The organism is Marinobacterium halophilum (genome assembly GCF_003014615.1).
Classification (GTDB): Bacteria; Pseudomonadota; Gammaproteobacteria; order Pseudomonadales; family Balneatricaceae; genus Marinobacterium; species Marinobacterium halophilum.
Window position 1 is genome coordinate 16,348 of record NZ_PYGI01000019.1, and the last position, 16,456, is coordinate 32,803.

11 protein-coding genes are annotated in these 16,456 nt (G+C 54.6%); 10 read left to right on the forward strand and 1 reads right to left on the reverse strand.

What is annotated here, in order from left to right:
- Window position 1: 1 nt before the first annotated feature.
- Complete coding sequence (locus CLV44_RS13150; RefSeq protein ID WP_106592583.1) at window positions 2–1,387, reverse strand: SLC13 family permease; 1,386 nt, start codon at window positions 1,385–1,387, stop codon at window positions 2–4.
- Between the two features lie 97 nt (window positions 1,388–1,484).
- On the opposite strand from CLV44_RS13150, the gene CLV44_RS13155 reads away from it, so the two are divergent.
- The 10 genes from CLV44_RS13155 (at window position 1,485) to CLV44_RS13205 (ending at window position 16,433) form a co-directional block, all read left to right on the forward strand.
- Window positions 1,485–2,285: an AraC family transcriptional regulator gene (locus CLV44_RS13155; RefSeq protein ID WP_106592658.1), complete on the forward strand. Its 801-nt coding sequence runs from the start codon at window positions 1,485–1,487 to the stop codon at window positions 2,283–2,285.
- Between the two features lie 436 nt (window positions 2,286–2,721).
- Window positions 2,722–3,186 carry an adenylyl-sulfate kinase gene (locus CLV44_RS13160; RefSeq protein WP_106592584.1) on the forward strand — a complete coding sequence of 155 codons (465 nt, stop codon included), beginning with the start codon at window positions 2,722–2,724 and terminating at the stop codon, window positions 3,184–3,186.
- 24 nt (window positions 3,187–3,210) lie between these two features.
- Window positions 3,211–9,555: a DUF4347 domain-containing protein gene (locus tag CLV44_RS13165; RefSeq protein WP_170069350.1), complete on the forward strand. Its 6,345-nt coding sequence runs from the start codon at window positions 3,211–3,213 to the stop codon at window positions 9,553–9,555.
- Window positions 9,556–9,840: 285 nt separating this feature from the next.
- Window positions 9,841–10,095, forward strand: coding sequence for a Trp family transcriptional regulator (locus CLV44_RS13170; RefSeq protein ID WP_106592586.1), 255 nt, complete (start codon window positions 9,841–9,843; stop codon window positions 10,093–10,095).
- Entirely contained in the window at window positions 10,092–11,483 is a 1,392-nt protein-coding gene (locus CLV44_RS13175; RefSeq protein ID WP_106592587.1) for an anthranilate synthase component I family protein, read from the forward strand. The genes CLV44_RS13170 and CLV44_RS13175 overlap by 4 nt, the downstream gene beginning before the upstream one ends.
- Entirely contained in the window at window positions 11,480–12,142 is a 663-nt protein-coding gene (locus CLV44_RS13180) for an anthranilate synthase component II (protein WP_106592588.1), read from the forward strand. The genes CLV44_RS13175 and CLV44_RS13180 overlap by 4 nt, the downstream gene beginning before the upstream one ends.
- 316 nt (window positions 12,143–12,458) lie before the next feature.
- Window positions 12,459–13,016, forward strand: coding sequence for a hypothetical protein (locus tag CLV44_RS13185; RefSeq protein WP_106592589.1), 558 nt, complete (start codon window positions 12,459–12,461; stop codon window positions 13,014–13,016).
- Window positions 13,017–13,470: 454 nt separating this feature from the next.
- Window positions 13,471–14,217, forward strand: a complete 747-nt coding sequence (locus CLV44_RS13195; protein ID WP_106592591.1) for an IS5 family transposase — start codon at window positions 13,471–13,473, stop codon at window positions 14,215–14,217.
- A 522-nt stretch (window positions 14,218–14,739) separates the two neighbouring features.
- Complete coding sequence (locus CLV44_RS13200) at window positions 14,740–15,675, forward strand: ABC transporter ATP-binding protein (RefSeq protein WP_106592592.1); 936 nt, start codon at window positions 14,740–14,742, stop codon at window positions 15,673–15,675.
- Window positions 15,672–16,433: an ABC transporter permease gene (locus CLV44_RS13205; RefSeq protein ID WP_106592593.1), complete on the forward strand. Its 762-nt coding sequence runs from the start codon at window positions 15,672–15,674 to the stop codon at window positions 16,431–16,433. The genes CLV44_RS13200 and CLV44_RS13205 overlap by 4 nt, the downstream gene beginning before the upstream one ends.
- Window positions 16,434–16,456 lie beyond the last annotated feature (23 nt).

The following is a 16,456-nucleotide window of genomic DNA, read 5'->3' on the forward strand; positions in this document are numbered from 1 at the left end:
CCTAAATCCACCCCAACAGCTGCCACCACAGATAATCCAGCGGCAGCAGAATCACCACCGTCAACAACGCCAGAATCAGACACAGCCGCGCCGCATGGGCGATGGGGACACCCGCCAGCGGCATCGCCATCATCAGCGGCACCGACTGGTAGGTAAACAGAATGGTGGAGAAGCCGAACACCTGCGTCATCAGCACCGCCTCCAGACTGAAACCGGTCATCTGACTGATCTGCCCCGCCAACGGCGTCAACGTGGCGGGCACACCCGCAAGCGTCGCCACCACCCCGGTCAACATCGCCGCCAGTGACAGCGAGAAGAAATTGAGCGCATCACGGCCCGGCTCCAGCGGCAGCCAGTCCAGCACCCGCTCGCCAACCACCTGACTGATCTGGCTGTAATTGATCAAACTGGCAATGCCCAGTAACCCCGCCACCACCAGAATCGAACTGATATTCACCTTCTCATTGAAACTCTTGGGTGACACCATGCCCACACCCGGCAACAACAGCAGGGTAGCCGCTGCCAACCCGATCCAGGCCGCCGAGATATGGTGGAGCGAGTCGGTAAGCCAGAACCCCAGCGTCGCCAGCATGATCACCAGCAATCGGCTTTCGGTCAGGCTGAAACCGCCATTGCTGTCCATCGGCAGCGCACGCCGTGGCGTATCCGGATAAAGCCGCAGAATAATCATGATCAGCAGCACCGACTTCAGCGCCCCCAGCACCGGAAAATGCAGCAGCAGATATTCGGTGAACATCGGCGTCCAGCCGTGAATGCTCTCGGCCGAGCCGATCATGATCATGTTCGGAATATTGGCAGGCAGGATGGCAAACGTGGGCAAGTGACAACCGAACGCCGCCGCCAGCACCACCCCATGCTGGCCGTTACTGCCCTCGGCAAAGCCACAGTTACGGGCTATCGCCAATGCGATGGGGATAAACAGCACCACCCGCCCCACTGAAGAGGGCATCACAAACCCCAGCACCACGCCCATCAACACAATCCCGGTGATCAACCGGGCGTAGCTGTTGTCCAGATAGCGGGTAAAACGGTTGGAGATGCGCAGTGCCAGCCCGGTTTCGGCAATGGCGATGCCGATCACCAAACCGGAAAAGATCAGCCAGCAGGCCGTTGAGGTCAGGCCGGAAAACACCACCTCCGCCGGCGCCAGCGACAGCAGCATCGCCAAGACCAACACCACCAATGCCGTAACAAACTCCGGCAACGCACCGGTGGCAAACAGCACCATGCCCGCCATGATCAACAGCGCCGACAGCTGCTGCTTGCCGGTGAACAGATCGGCTGCGGGTGTCAGCAACAGCAGCGCCGACAACAGCGGAATCAGAATCAGCGCAACACATTGCGAACGCTTCAGTGGAATGCTCATACCCAACCCTCGTATAACTGGATACTGGCTATTGTGCCAAAGGCTGGTTAAGGTTTAAGTCGACAAAATGACAATTGATAGTGAATATCGGACATTCATGATCGAACCTGCCACCTCCCCGCGCAAACGCTTTCGGTCAAAGCTGGGCCTGAGGCTTGATTCAACGCTGCCGATCCTCGGCCTGCACGACCTGATTTTGACCGACCTCGAATTCGATTTTCACAGCCACCCGCGTGGCCAGCTCGCCTACGCCGCCTCGGGTGTGATCAAGGTCTACACCGACAGCGGCAGCTGGATCGTGCCGCCATCACAGGCCGTGTGGATACCCGGCGGCATGCGCCACTCGGTCAACCCGGAAGTCACGTCGGAGATCCGTCACCTGTTTGTCGATCCCTCCTGCCTGCACCGTTTCCCGAACCAGTGCAGTGTGGTGGAAGTCTCTCCCCTGCTGCGCGAACTGATCCTGCGTGTCGCCGACTTTGGCGACGACTACGCACCCGACAGCCCGGCCAGCCGCGTATGCGCGGTGATCCTCGATGAACTCCAGGCTCTGGAACCCTCGCGGCTACACCTGCCCCTGTCCAGCGACCGCCGCCTGCAGCGCGTCATGCAGGCGATGATCAACCAGCCCGAAGCCGACACCGGCCTTGCGCACTGGGCCGCCAAAGTCGGTGCCAGCGAGCGCACCCTGCGGCGGCTGTTCATCCGGGAAACGGGAATGACCTTCCAGCAATGGCGCCGCCAGCTATTGCTGCATGAAGCCGTGGAGCGATTGGGACGGGGCGAATCCGTAATGAATGTCGCGCTGGAACTGGGCTACCGCAGCCCCAGCGCCTTCGTCGCCATGTTCAGAAAAGCCCTGGGACGATCGCCGGGGCAGTATTTCAGGCAGGTTTGAGATGGGAAAATAAGTGGCCCTTAGCTGAAATGAGACGTGTCGGGCTCCATGCGAGCTATCGGCAATTAGCCGCCGCCACACCTGCTATCGGTAAAATTCCGCTTAGCGCACAAAGCAGACTTAAGCTCTAGCCACATGCACTGATTCTAATGTGTTGAGCTATCCATATGAAATCCTGCCTACGACCCCGTAGGGGGCACTATCGGAAGAAATTTCGTCATAACCATGCGTTGTATGCGGTCTCGTGCTAATTTGATATGACTGTTGCTGATTGAAGCAGCCATGAAGCTTGCGATGCAGTAACCAAGCGAAAATAGACAAATATAAAACATTTGTTTTATTGTGGGACTTATCTCATTAGCCTGCATTCTCACAGTCTAATAGTTGCGTGGCAAGAGTGACCTCAAGTGCCTATGGAACAGGTTTCTGTATCATCATGGAAGAGCAGCAGCCCCATATTCTCCGCGATATCTGGCTTAGCGAGCTGCACGGCAGTGGCAGTGGCAGTGGCAGTGGCAGTGGCAGTGGCAGTGGCAGTGGCAAGACCACGTTGGCACTCATACTTAAACAAAGGTTTACTGCCTCCAGAGTTACTCACACCTATCTTTTGGATGGCGACGACCTACGCTATGGCATCAATTCTGATATGGAATTTAGCCTGGCCGGCCACTATAAAAATCTGTGCCGCGCTACTCATACTACCCGACTATTTTCCTATGAAGGCTATTGGTTGTTGGCGTCATTTAATACCCCCATGAACAGCCAGCAGGTAAAGGGGAGGCAGCTTGGCCCCACAAGAATGAGGCCTCGTGATATGTCGACTGTAATACCGTTTTTCCCGAACGCCACATCAGAGCTCACACGCCGCCCACGCAAAAATCACTTTCGAGATATCATCTAACGAACAGTCATGGATGTACTGACAATGAAAACGACTTCCCCTGATCAAGTAACTGCTCCAGTCACTACAAGGCACGTCATTTTTATCGACACCGGCCTGCCGGATTACCAGACCCTGATTGACGATTTGTCCGAAACAACCGATGTCGTGCAAGTCGCACCTCATCAGGATGGTATTCAGGTAATGGCCGAGTGGGCGGAAACGCATAGCGGCTACGCGGCTATTCATGTGCTCGGGCATGGCTCAAGCGGCGCTCAGCAGTTGGGTAGCGCTACCCTGTCCAGCGATACCCTGACAAGCTATCGGAATGAACTGAGTCAGATCGGTAAAGCACTTACCGAAGACGCTGATATCTTGCTCTACGGCTGTAGCGTTGCCGCCAATGAAACCGGTGTGGAGTTTATCGGCAAACTTGCACAAATGACTGACGCGGATATTGCTGCATCAGATGATCTGACCGGTTCCAAAAGTCTTGGTGGTGATTGGGTTTTAGAGGTATCAACTGGTACTTCAATTTCTGCACAGACAGCGGAAAGCTATGCTCACACCTTGGCAGCAACTTGGTCCAACGTGACCGGCGCAGGAAACGTCGCGGCATCGCTGTCGTCCGACTCGTCTCTTAACATGGCCGGCGACTTCGACAGCGACGGCGACTATGACTTCGTGGTTGCCTCAAGCTCGACCGAATACACCTACTTCCGGAACGATAACGGGACTCTGACTGCCTTTGCGCACACAGATGGAGGCCATCCCTTCGCCGGCCTTGTTCCCTATACAGGCAACCCCGCCAACAACATCATCGCGGATATCGATGGCGATGGAGACACGGACATTATTTCCGGCACATCCTATTTTCGAAATGACGGGGGGGCCTTCACGAACGTGACCGGCGCAGGAAACGTCGCGGCATCGCTGTCGTCCGACTCGTCTCTTAACATGGCCGGCGACTTCGACAGCGACGGCGACTATGACTTCGTGGCTGCCTCAAGCTTGACCGAATACACCTACTTCCGGAACGATAACGGGACTCTGACTGCCTTTGCGCACACAGATGGAGGCCATCCTTTCGCCGGCCTTGTTCCCTATACAGGCAACCCCGCCAACAACATCATCGCGGATATCGATGGCGATGGAGACACGGACATTATTTCCGGCACATCCTACTTTCGGCAGGAAGTCGCTCCGCCGCGCATCATATCCTCTTTGCCGGCCGACAACGAAACTGGTGCTGACGGGTCTGCGAACATTTCTCTCTCCTTCAACGAGACGATCAGCAGCGCCGGCACCGGCATGATTCGGATTTACAGTTCGAGCGACACACTGATCGAAACGATCACAGCGAACGATACGTCAAAGGTTACTATCTCGGGCAGTATCGTCACGATCAATCCCGTTACCACCCTAGCCGATAACACTGGCCATTACATCCAAATCGACAAGCGTGCTTTTTTTGATTCAGATGGTATGACCTTTATGGGCATAGGTGATAAGACGACTCTGAACTTCACAACTGGGACATCGAATGCCACGCCAACTATAGGTGGGACACCGACTGATATTACCACCACCGAAGATGCCGCATCGAATGTGGATTTATCTTCAGTAACATTTGATGATGTAGATAACGACACGCTTACTGTGACCTTGACAGCCTCTGCTGGTACTTTTTCGACACCAGCCGATGGAGCCGCGGTTGGATCGGGCATCACTGAAACCAAAGTCAGCGATACAGTGATCACCTTGGTCGGTTCGGCAGCGGATATAAACACTTATTTAGATACTGTTTCCAATATCCAATACACCAGCACGGAAAATGCCAGCGGCGATAATGCCGCTACCATTACAATCACTGCCAGTGATGGTAATGGTGGCAGTTTAGCCAGTAATCCGGTGGTCAACCTGGATATTACCGCCGTTAACGACGCCCCGGTGCTGGATAACGCTGGTTCACCCACCTTGACCGCAATAGATGAGGACCCCTCCAGTAATGCGGGTACCCTGGTTTCTGCACTTCTGGGGGCAGCCTTAACAGATGTGGACACTGGCGCGTCGGAAGGCATTGCAGTAACGGCGGTAGATAACACCAATGGCACCTGGCAGTACAGTTCGGATGGCACCAACTGGGCAGCTGTAGGCACAGTTTCTGATAGCAGCGCACTGCTGCTAGCTGCAGACGATAAGTTACGCTTTGTGCCAGATACGGATTATAACGGCAGCGCTACGGTCACCTATCGTGGCTGGGATCAGACCTCGGGTACGGCAGGTAATAAAGTGGATGCCAGTACCAATGGCAATACCACAGCATTCTCGACAGCGACTGAAAGCGCCACTGTGACGGTCAATACAGTCGATGATGCCCCTACCGGCTCCGGCGCAGCTACGCCTGCCAGTTTTACTGAAGATACCCAGGGCAACCTGGATCTGTCGGGCTTTACCGTAGCCGATGTGGACAGTGCTTCCGTAACCATTACCCTGACCGCCAGTGCAGGTACACTGGTGGCCTCACCATCCGGTGGTGTCACCGTTGGTGGCAGCAGCAGCGCGCTGACCCTGACAGGGTCACCTTCCGATATCAATACCTATCTGGATACCACCACCAACGTAAAATATACCGGTGCCAGTGATGCGAACGGCACAGGTGCCGCAACGATCACCATCACAGGCGCTGACGGTACAACCTCCAATGTTGCGATGGGCTCAGTATCGTTGAATATCAGCGCGGTGGATGATGCGCCCACCATTACCGCCGTTCCGGATGAGTCTGTCGTTCTCTCCGTTGGACAGGCGCTCAACCTGGCGGCGTCTTCGGTCGCTGATGTAGACTCAGCATCGGTGACTGCCGTTATCTCGGTTGACAGTGGAACACTGACAGCTACATCTGCTGCAAGCATTCACTCCGGTGGCGCTGCAGTAGTTCAGACCGACTTACAAACTGTGACGTTGACGGGTTCACCCACAGAAGTTGATGCCTACCTGAATGACACAAATGAGCTCAGTTTCACTTCCGCAGCCTCCACCGCTGATGTGACGCTGACCGTTTCCGTGGATGATGGCGTGAATAGTGCGGTCAGTGATACCTCCACGATTTCGGTGCTGGATGTCGCCAGACCCACCGCCAGCAATTACACCGATTCCACTAACGAAGATACGGCGGTTACCGCCTTCAGCAGTATCGAACTACCAACCGCTGAAGATGCTGATACGGGTACCGCCCATACGGTTGAATACATCACCATTGATACCGCTACAGTATCCGGCGGCGTACTTTCATTGACAGCATCGGCAACCGGTGGCACATCCACTGTTGGCGGTATCACCTTTGATACAGCAGAAGGCGATCTATCCGGCACCGTTAATATTGCGATTGGCGATATTGATCATCTGGTATTCACACCAACAGCGGAGCTGTCCGGCAACGGTGCAGGCAGCTTTGACTGGACGGTAACCGACAGTAATGGTGATACTTCCGATCAAGCCACCTGGACGTTGAATATAACTCCTGTGGAAGACGCCCCCACCCTGACGGGTGTCACCGCGTCCATCACCGCACTGGAAGATACCGCGACCCGCCTGGTGACCGGCACACCCGTATTCTCCGATGTAGATACCACTGCAGATGTGGTGGCGACATTGACGGCAACGGATGGCTCTGCAGTGCTGGCAGCGACTGACGCGGATGGTGTTGTAGTTGGTAACAGTGGCAGCAATTCCATTACCCTGACCGGTACGGCAGACGAGATCAACACCTTTCTGGCCACGCCCAGTAACATCACTTACACCGGTTCGGAGCATAACACCACCGCCGATACCGTCGTAATTTCGGTAGATGATGGCGAAGGCGGCACCGATGCCAATACGGCGACCATTACGGTTAACTTTACCCCGGTAAACGACGAACCTGTCGTCAGCGCTACCGGAACCGGCGGAAATTCGATCAATGGTGCCGCAACCAATCTGTTCAACAGCACAGCGATTAATGTCGATACACCCGATACAGGAGACCTGATTAAGAGTGTCACCTTTACCGTAAGTGGCTTGCAGGATGGTGCCGATGAGACCATCGGCCTTGATGGCACATCCATCGCCCTGGCGGACGGCACTAATGGCGCCACAACGGTAGGCAACGGTATTGCCTACAGTGTTGCCGTGGCGGCCGGCACGGCAACGATCTCCCTCACTCATACGGGTATTGCAGAGGCAACGATCGAAGGCATGCTGAATGCCATGACGTATGAGAACAAGGCTACGGCCTTTACCGAAGGCGACCGTGTGGTCACCCTTACCTCGGTACAGGATGATGGCGGCACGACCAACAATGGCGATGATACCTGGTCAACAGGAGGTATCACGTCAACCGTAACCGTGGTTGATGGCACTAAGCCAACCGCCAGCAGCTACAAGGATAGCGGGACGGAAGATACCGCCATCAACCTGTCGGCCATCGAGCTGCCAACAGCAAGGGACTCAGGTAACCAGGCGCTTGAATACATCACCATTGATACATCCACTGTCACGGGCGGTATCTTGTCGCTGGACTCTGCCGGTACGTCAGGCACCTCAACCGTGGGCGGTATCCACTACACCACTGCCGCCGGTAACCTGGGCGGCACGGTGCATATCAATATTGCTGATATCGGCAAGCTCGAATTTACTCCGACCGACAACCTGGCCGGTACAAGTGTAGCAGGTTTCGACTGGACCGTGACTGATGAAGGCGGGCAGGCATCACCCACTGCAACCTACACTTTGGATCTGACGAATACTCCAGATGCCCCTGCCGGAACGGACAAAACGCTGTCACTAATCCGAGGCGCTTCACATACTTTCAGCGCCAGTGACTTCGGTTTCACTGATGCGGATACCGGCGATACTCTGATTCGCGTGCAGGTCAACGTAAAGAGCATCGACAACGGCACTCTGGAGCTGGATGGCACCACCGTCACGGATGGACAATGGATTGACCTGGCCGACATCGGCAAGCTGGTATACACCTCCACAGCCACCGGAGGCGACAGCTTTACCTTCACGGTTGAGGACAGCACCAACGCCAGTGACCCAACGCCGAATACACTAACGATCAACGTCAAAGCGCGGCCGGCACCAACTCCTTCCCCGGAACCGGAGCCTGAACCACAACCGGAGCCTGAGTTGCCTGGTAACGATAGCTGGGATGACCTACCGGACGAGGATGGCGATGGTGTACCCGAGTCGGTCGAGGATTTTGTCCCGTCAATCGGCGGTGGTGCAAGCAACGGGGACGGTAATGGCGATGGCATTGCCGACCGCAACCAGCAGGATGTAGCTTCCGTGCCGTTCCGGGATACGCCTCTGCCGTCACAGCAACCGGATGCCGAGCCAATCTTTGTTTCACTTGTCGGTGGCAGTAGAGACGGCAAGTCCACAGGCAGCGGCACCAAGCTGACTAACGTGCAGCAGCAGGACCGGCCCGAGGATGCAGACACTGAACTGGATATGCCGTTGGGTTTGATCGCGTTCGATGCCGACATCGAGGAAGCCGGCGCAACGGAAACCTTCAGCCTCTATGTTGAAGGCTCGGTCGCCGTGAATGGCTACTGGAAGCAGAATGCCGGGGGAGAATGGGTTAATCTGGCGTCCGCCGACTATGGCGGTAAGATCGTGCTGGAAGGGGACAAACTGCGCCTGGATTTCGAGCTGACCGATGGCGGCGAGTTCGATGCCGACGGCATAGCCAATGGCGTGATTCAGGACCCGGGGGCACTGGGTTTTGGCAGCGATGCATTCAGCGAACAGATACAGGCGCTCTACATTGCCTATTATCAGCGCCCGGCCGACAGTGGCGGCATGGCCTACTGGCGTGGACAGCTGGAACAGCAGAACGGCGACCTGGATGGCATTGTTGATGCCTTTGCCACTTCAGCCGAGTCTCAGGATCTGTACGGCGATATCAGCAATACCAGTGTGAGCGGCTTTATCGGTGATCTCTATCAGGCCCTGTTTGATCGCGTGCCAGAGTCCGGTGGACTGATGTTTTATCGTAACGCTTTCGTCAATGGTACTTACGAAGATGGCCGTCCGGCTACTGCCGGTAGTCTGATGCTGGATATTCTGCAGGGGGCCCAGGGTGAGGATGCTGCTGCCATTACAAACAAGCTGGACGCGGCCCAGACTTTCACCTGGCTGCTAGACCCGGATGCGGATGGCGAAGTACTGGCGACATTTGACGCCGGTGATCTCGACAGCGTACGTCAGTGGTTGCAGGGCATTACCGCCAATGTGGAAGCCCCGGGCACTGGCGCTACGCACAACCTGATCCGTGATGAGGTGGCTGAGGCGGGCGACCCCATTATCCTGATCGGTGAGGGAGGCGTCAGCGAACTGCTCTTCTAACCAAACGTACCCGGCAGCCCAAATCTTTTTGGGCAGCCGGCCTTTCACTAAACCACACCAAACACAGCATAACTTGTATCCGCAAGACGGTGTTCGCCTTATACACCTGATCAAAAGGCACCTGTAGCGGTTACTATACTTAATGTCTGCTATGGGCCACTTCCTGCAAAGCCGTTGATGAAAACGGCCTTCCGCACAGGCCGGACGGAATATTCAGCCTGATGAAACCGGACACCTCACAATTACCAGTTGACCCCGCCCCGCGTTCTGATACCGTACTAGTACATGAATACACAACATTTGAATGAGCTGCTCGATCACCTGCTCGGCATGCGCGGGCGCGACTCCCTTGAGGAGGCGCTGCGCGACCTGCTGACGCCAGCGGAGCTGACCGAGGTCTGCAACCGGCTGCAGATTCTGCGCATGCTGGAGGCCGGTGTGCCTCAGCGGGAGATCGCCAAACAGCTCGGCGTCGGTATTGCCACCGTCACTCGGGGCGCGCGCGCCCTGAAGATCAAACAACGACAGGGATTATCATGAGCCAGAAACCGGCCCGCATCGAGCTGCCCCGCAAGCCACATTATGTGACGCTGGCAGCCGATATCGATTTCTTCGGTCTGTTCAAGAAGATCGAGAAACGCTTCGACAACTGCTTCATGCTGGAGTCATTGGGTGAAGAGAGCTTCATCTCGCGCCACTCCATCATCGGTTTCGACCCCGAGCAGGTGCTCTGGGCCACCGAGGGCGAGTTGCATGTGCAGGACCGTGATGGCGCGGTACAAAGCTACGCCAGCGATAACCCCTACTACCTGCTGCGCGAGATCGTGCCGCAGAACATCATCTCGCGGAAGTACGCCGGTGGCCTGACCGGCTATATCGGCTACGACTGCATGAACTACTTCGAGCCGAGCCTTAACCTGCAGCACAGCGACCTGTTCGATGTGTTCCGTTTCGGGGTGTTTAAGGATGGTTTGATTCTCGACAAGATGACCGGCGAAGTGATCTATTTCCACTACGATCACAGCCGTTTGGAGCTGATCGAGCAGATTCTGGCTGAACCCGCCGTGGAAAACGGCCCGCTCACGGTGACGCCGATGGGCGAAACCATGACTCAGGATGAGCACGCGGCGGCGGTGATGAAGGTGAAGCAGGACATCGTCGACGGCAAGATTTTCCAGTGCGAGGTGGGCTTCAAGAAGCGTTTCCGCCTCGAAGGCGACAGCATCAATCTGTACGAGCAGCTGCGTGAGGTGAACCCATCGCCGCAGATGTACTACGTCAAATTCGGTGAGCAGAAGCTGATCGGTGCCAGCCCCGAGCTGCTGTTCCGCCTGCGCCAGGGCGAGATGGAAACCTTCCCGCTGGCCGGTACCACCAAGCGCGGTGCCAACGCGGCAGAAGATACCCAGTACGCCCGCGCCCTGCTGAATGATCCGAAAGAGATCGCCGAGCACAACATGATTGTCGACCTGCACCGCAACGACATCGGCCGCGTGGCCCGCTTCGGTACGGTGAAAGTGCGCAGCCTGATGGATATCAAGCGGTTCAGCCACGTACAGCACATCTCCAGCGAGATTGTCGGCATTATCGCTGAAGATCACGATATGTTCTCGGCATTGGCGAGCAACTTCCCGGCCGGCACCCTGACCGGCGCACCCAAGATCGAGGCGATGAAAATCATCGACGATCTGGAATCGGACGGCCGTGGGCCTTACGGCGGCGCGGTGGGCCACTTCTCGTTCAACGGTGACTGCACCTTCGCCATCCCGATTCGCACCGTGTTTGCCAACGGCGAAAACGCCTACGTGCAGACCTGCGGCGGCAACGTGTACGACTCCAATCCGGAAGACGAGTACGAAGAAATTCGGCGCAAGTTCGCCGGTACCAAAAAGGTTCTGGACATGTTCAGTGCGGAGGCAGACGAATGAAGGTCTATATCATCGATAACTACGACTCCTTCACCTACAACCTCTACCAGTACATCGGCGAAATTCTGAGCACCGAGCAGCATCAGGGCCGCATCGACAGCTTCGAGATTGTGGTCAAGCGTAATAACGAGGTCACGCTGGACGATCTGCGTGCCGCCGCACCAGACCGCATCATCATCTCACCGGGGCCGGGCTCGCCCGAAGACCCGACCTATTTTGGTGTCTGTGCCGACGTAATCCGCGAACTGGGGCCGCAGATTCCGCTGCTGGGCGTCTGCCTCGGCATGCAGGGGATCGTGCATGTGTTCGGCGGCAAGGTGGTGAAGGCCACACGACCGATGCACGGCAAGATCAGCCCGATCCGCCACACCGCCGAGGGCGTGTTCGCCAATACGCCGGACCAGCTGGAGATCATGCGCTACCACTCGCTGATGGCCGAGCCGCAAAGCCTGCCGGAATGCCTGGATGTGACTGCGGTGGTGGGTGATCTGCCTGTGGACGGTTTTACCGACCATGCCCGCATCCATCAGGGCGGCAATTTCGAGATCATGGGGGTGAAGCACCGTCAGCACCCGATCCACGGCATCCAGTTCCACCCGGAATCCTTCGCCACCGAAGGCGGCAAGGAACTGATCGCCAACTTCCTGTTTCAAGCTTGAGAGTAGAAGGGCAAGCACCTGCTTGCCCTTCTTGATTGCACTCTCTCACTACTTTTCGCGAAGTAATTTCTAAGCATATCAAAATGATGTCGAATATAAATAATATATCCTCCCTAACGCTAACTTAGCATTGATTATTCGATGCCATGAAACGGTAAGAAAAAGAGTATATTCTTAATTCGTCCAATTATAACGATTATAAATCATATGTTTTTAACCCAGAAATGCATACTGTTGCTTCTTGGAAACATCTTGACCAGTTTTACTAAAATTACTAAAGTTCGCTACCCAATCATCATAGGAAGGAACCTAAAGAATGGGATTGCTCAAGCAAGAGTTCAGCAACGCTTATACAAAAGGGACTGTGTTCGTATTGGTCTACCCTGCTTCTGAATTCAGGGAACACTTTGTTAACAACACCGTTTATTCCGATAACCCACGTATCAATGCCGCTGCACAAGTCGCATCTCTTAATATGTTGAGACGCACAGTGCAGGGGATGAAGCATGGAGATAATCGCCCGATTAGATTGCACACTATTTTGTGTAACCCATTGTCAGTTGCTAATGCTGAAGAAGCGGCTTACCAGCAGTATATTTTTGCTACAAAGGTTTCTGGTGTCATTGTTGGAGCCTTAACATTTCTGGTCAAAAGGCGACTGCCAAAAAAGCTTCAAGATAACAATAGTGCGGGTACAGCGGTCAGTCTTGCAGTAAGTGCTGCTATCGGATCACGCATTCAAAAATACATGGTGAACAACATCCGTAAATTTAACGCAGGGGATGTTGACATAATGACCTTCATAGAAGTAAATGGTGGTATCGGGCCCCAGTACTCATTTACCGGAAACCATTTAACAATTGAAGAATATTAAAATGATTTACATTTTAATTGGTTTTACTGGCCTTGTTAGTTCATACTTGGTTAATAGGTTTCTTCCCGAAACCCTCAGAAGAGTCTTTGGATTTGTACTAATGATACTGAGTGCGACAGCTCTTTTCACTCTTTACCCTGAGAAAATAGAGTATCAGCTCGAAATAATTATAGCCTGCTTTGTTTTTGGTTTAATAATTTCTGCACGAATTAAACGAAAACCTTAAATTAGATATTTTTATTAAAAAACCAATGAATGAATATTCCACTGACTTATCTTAAGAGCATTTTAAAGAAAGCTTGAAGTTTCACCCTTCTTATTCTGTATGCCGCTCTGCAGGGCTGAAGCGGTGTAGCTTGAATCCTTCAGACTGAACCTGCCCTTCTCCTGAGGAATCTGCGAATAAGTCCGCCGCATGGGATAATGCCCGCTGCACACGATTGAGGACGCAGAGATGGATCAGCAGCTTACATTCGCGGACAGCGAGTTCAGCAACAAGCGTCGTCAGACCCGTAAGGAAAAGTTCCTGGGCCGAATGGACAAGTTGATTCCGTGGGCGCGTCTCGAAGACGTCATCGTGCCTCACTATCCCTTTGAAGAGGTGAGCCAATGGCTGTCGGAAGCCGGTGTCCTTCTGAAAGAGGGCTCACTTATTGATGCCACCATTATCGAAGCACCCAGCTCCACCAAGAACACAGAGGGCGAGCGTGATCCGGAGATGCATCAGACCAAAAAAGGCAATCAGTGGCACTTTGGCATGAAAGCCCACATCGGGGTGGATGCCCGCACTGGTATCACGCACAGTTTCACGACAACTTCGGCGAATGAGCACGACCTCAATCAGGCTGACCAACTACTGCATGGTGAAGAGGTATTCATCTTCGCGGACGCTGGGTATCGTGGTGCTAAGAAGCGAGATGAACTGAAGCACCATCAGGCTGACTGGTATATTGCCGAACAGCCGGGACGACTAAAGGCCTTGAAACAACGCCCTCGTATCAACAAAGTCAGGATTCAGACAGAATACCTGAAGGCCAGTATCCGTGCGAAAGTTGAGCATCCGTTCCGGATCATCAAGTGTCAGTTCGGTTTTGTAAAAGCACGCTACCGTGGCCTAAAGAAGAACGATGGCAAACTTGCCATGCTGTTCGCGCTGACCAACGTTGTGCGGGTGGATCAGATGTTGAGAGCACAGGGTTAATCCGCCTGTACTGCCTGAAAAGGCATGGTGCGAGCGGTTAAAAAGGGTGAAAAGTGCTGAATTTCCGCCTCTGAGGCAATGATAACGACATTTTAGAGCCCGAGGTCGGACTTATTCGCAGCCTCCCTAAAATCTCAACAACCGCCTGTTCAGAAACTACAAGCCCTCTTTAATTAGAAGAAAAAATACTTTCCGGTAGTTTAATAAGCGAGGATATAAATCTTATCTGCCCTTTCAGGCTTTTGGGCATTTCATAAGGTAGAGAGATTTCCATTTCAAGCATCCTTATCATCCATGAAAAAACCAGTGAATATTAAAACAAAATAACAATAAAATCACTAAGCAGGTATAGTCATCGTTTGATGACGATATTTATCATGAATAATGAAGATAAGATTTAATTATAAAATTAAATTTCGCCTCCATTTCGATACTAAATATTACATATCGCGCTACACTATTCCCCTGTTAGCTCCCAAGCTACCTCCCCTGTTGTAGTCATACGATGACAAGGAGCCCTCTGTGCAACCCATCATTCAAATCCAGGGCGTTGGCAAAACCTATGCATCAGGCTTCACCGCGCTGAAGTCGGTCGACCTGGAGATCCACCGTGGCGAGATCTTCGCCTTGCTTGGCCCTAACGGGGCGGGCAAAACCACCCTGATCAGCATCATCTGCGGCCTCGTCAACGCCAGTTCAGGCCGTGTACTGGCCGACGGTGTCGACGTGGTTGACGACTACCGCCAGGCCCGCAGCCTGATCGGTCTGGTGCCACAAGAGCTGACCACTGATGCCTTTGAGAGTGTCTGGGATGCCGTGTCGTTCAGTCGCGGCCTGTTCGGCAAGCCCGCCAACCCCGCCCATATCGAGAAAATCCTGCGCCAGCTGTCACTCTGGGACAAGCGCCGCTCCAAGATGCTGGCACTGTCCGGCGGCATGAAACGCCGCGTGATGATCGCCAAGGCGCTGTCCCATGAGCCGCGCATCCTGTTCCTCGATGAACCGACCGCCGGTGTCGATGTGGAGCTGCGCCGGGACATGTGGGAGATGGTGCGCGGGCTGCGTGACGACGGTGTCACCGTGATTCTCACCACCCACTACATCGAAGAAGCGGAAGAGATGGCCGACCGCATCGGCGTCATCAACGGCGGCGAGCTGATTCTGGTTGAGGAGAAAGCCGCGCTGATGCAGCAACTGGGGCAGAAGCAGTTGCACCTGATTTTGCAGACGCCGCTGGAGACGCTGCCTGCCGCGCTGCACCAGCATAATCTGAGCCTGAGCGACGACGGCACTCAACTCACCTACACCTTCGATGCCCATCAGGAAACCAGCGGCATTGCCGAGCTGTTGCGCAGCCTCAGCGAACAGGGCATCGACCTCAAGGATCTGCAATCACAGCAGAGTTCGCTGGAAGAGATTTTCGTCAGCCTCGTCCACAAACCGGAGCACACACAATGAATTTGAACGGCATCCGTGCCATTTATCTGTTCGAGATGAACCGCACCCGACGCACCCTGATGCAAAGCATCGTCTCGCCGGTGCTGTCCACTTCGCTCTACTTCATCGTCTTCGGCACCGCCATCGGCTCGCGCATGGGCGAAATCGACGGCATCAGCTACGGCGCGTTCATCATCCCCGGCCTGCTGATGTTGTCACTGCTCAGCGAGAGCATCTCCAACGCCTCGTTCGGCATCTTTTTCCCGAAGTTTTCCGGCACCATCTATGAGGTACTGTCGGCACCGGTCTCGCCCTTTGAAATCGTGGCGGGCTATGTCGGCGCCGCTGCCACCAAGTCGCTGATCATCGGCGCGTTGATTCTGCTGACCGCCCGGCTGTTCGTCGATTACAGCATCGTGCACCCGTTCTGGATGCTGGCGTTCCTGCTGCTCACCGCCCTGACCTTCAGCCTGTTCGGGTTTATCATCGGCGTCTGGGCCAACGACTTTCAGCAGCTGCAGGTAATCCCGCTGATGGTGATTACGCCGCTGACCTTCCTTGGCGGTGCGTTCTATTCGATCAACATGCTGCCCGAACCCTGGCACACGCTGACTCTGTTCAACCCCGTGGTGTATCTGATCAACGGTTTCCGCTGGGCCTTTTACGGCGTCGCCGATGTCCATATCGGCATCAGCATCGGCATGACGCTGCTGTTCCTGTGCACCTGTCTGGTACTGGTCGGGTGGATTTTCCGCACCGGTTATCGCATCAAGCCATAATCAATTAATCCGACAACGAGGAG

Excerpts from the sequence above, each read along its gene's own strand:
- CLV44_RS13150 (WP_106592583.1), bottom strand. The coding sequence starts at position 1,387 with ATGAGCATTCCACTGAAGCGTTCGCAATGTGTTGCGCTGATTCTGATT.
- CLV44_RS13155 (WP_106592658.1), top strand. The coding sequence starts at position 1,485 with ATGATCGAACCTGCCACCTCCCCGCGCAAACGCTTTCGGTCAAAGCTG.
- CLV44_RS13160 (WP_106592584.1), top strand. The coding sequence starts at position 2,722 with ATGGAAGAGCAGCAGCCCCATATTCTCCGCGATATCTGGCTTAGCGAG.
- CLV44_RS13165 (WP_170069350.1), top strand. The coding sequence starts at position 3,211 with ATGAAAACGACTTCCCCTGATCAAGTAACTGCTCCAGTCACTACAAGG.
- CLV44_RS13170 (WP_106592586.1), top strand. The coding sequence starts at position 9,841 with ATGAATACACAACATTTGAATGAGCTGCTCGATCACCTGCTCGGCATG.
- CLV44_RS13175 (WP_106592587.1), top strand. The coding sequence starts at position 10,092 with ATGAGCCAGAAACCGGCCCGCATCGAGCTGCCCCGCAAGCCACATTAT.
- CLV44_RS13180 (WP_106592588.1), top strand. The coding sequence starts at position 11,480 with ATGAAGGTCTATATCATCGATAACTACGACTCCTTCACCTACAACCTC.
- CLV44_RS13185 (WP_106592589.1), top strand. The coding sequence starts at position 12,459 with ATGGGATTGCTCAAGCAAGAGTTCAGCAACGCTTATACAAAAGGGACT.
- CLV44_RS13195 (WP_106592591.1), top strand. The coding sequence starts at position 13,471 with ATGGATCAGCAGCTTACATTCGCGGACAGCGAGTTCAGCAACAAGCGT.
- CLV44_RS13205 (WP_106592593.1), top strand. The coding sequence starts at position 15,672 with ATGAATTTGAACGGCATCCGTGCCATTTATCTGTTCGAGATGAACCGC.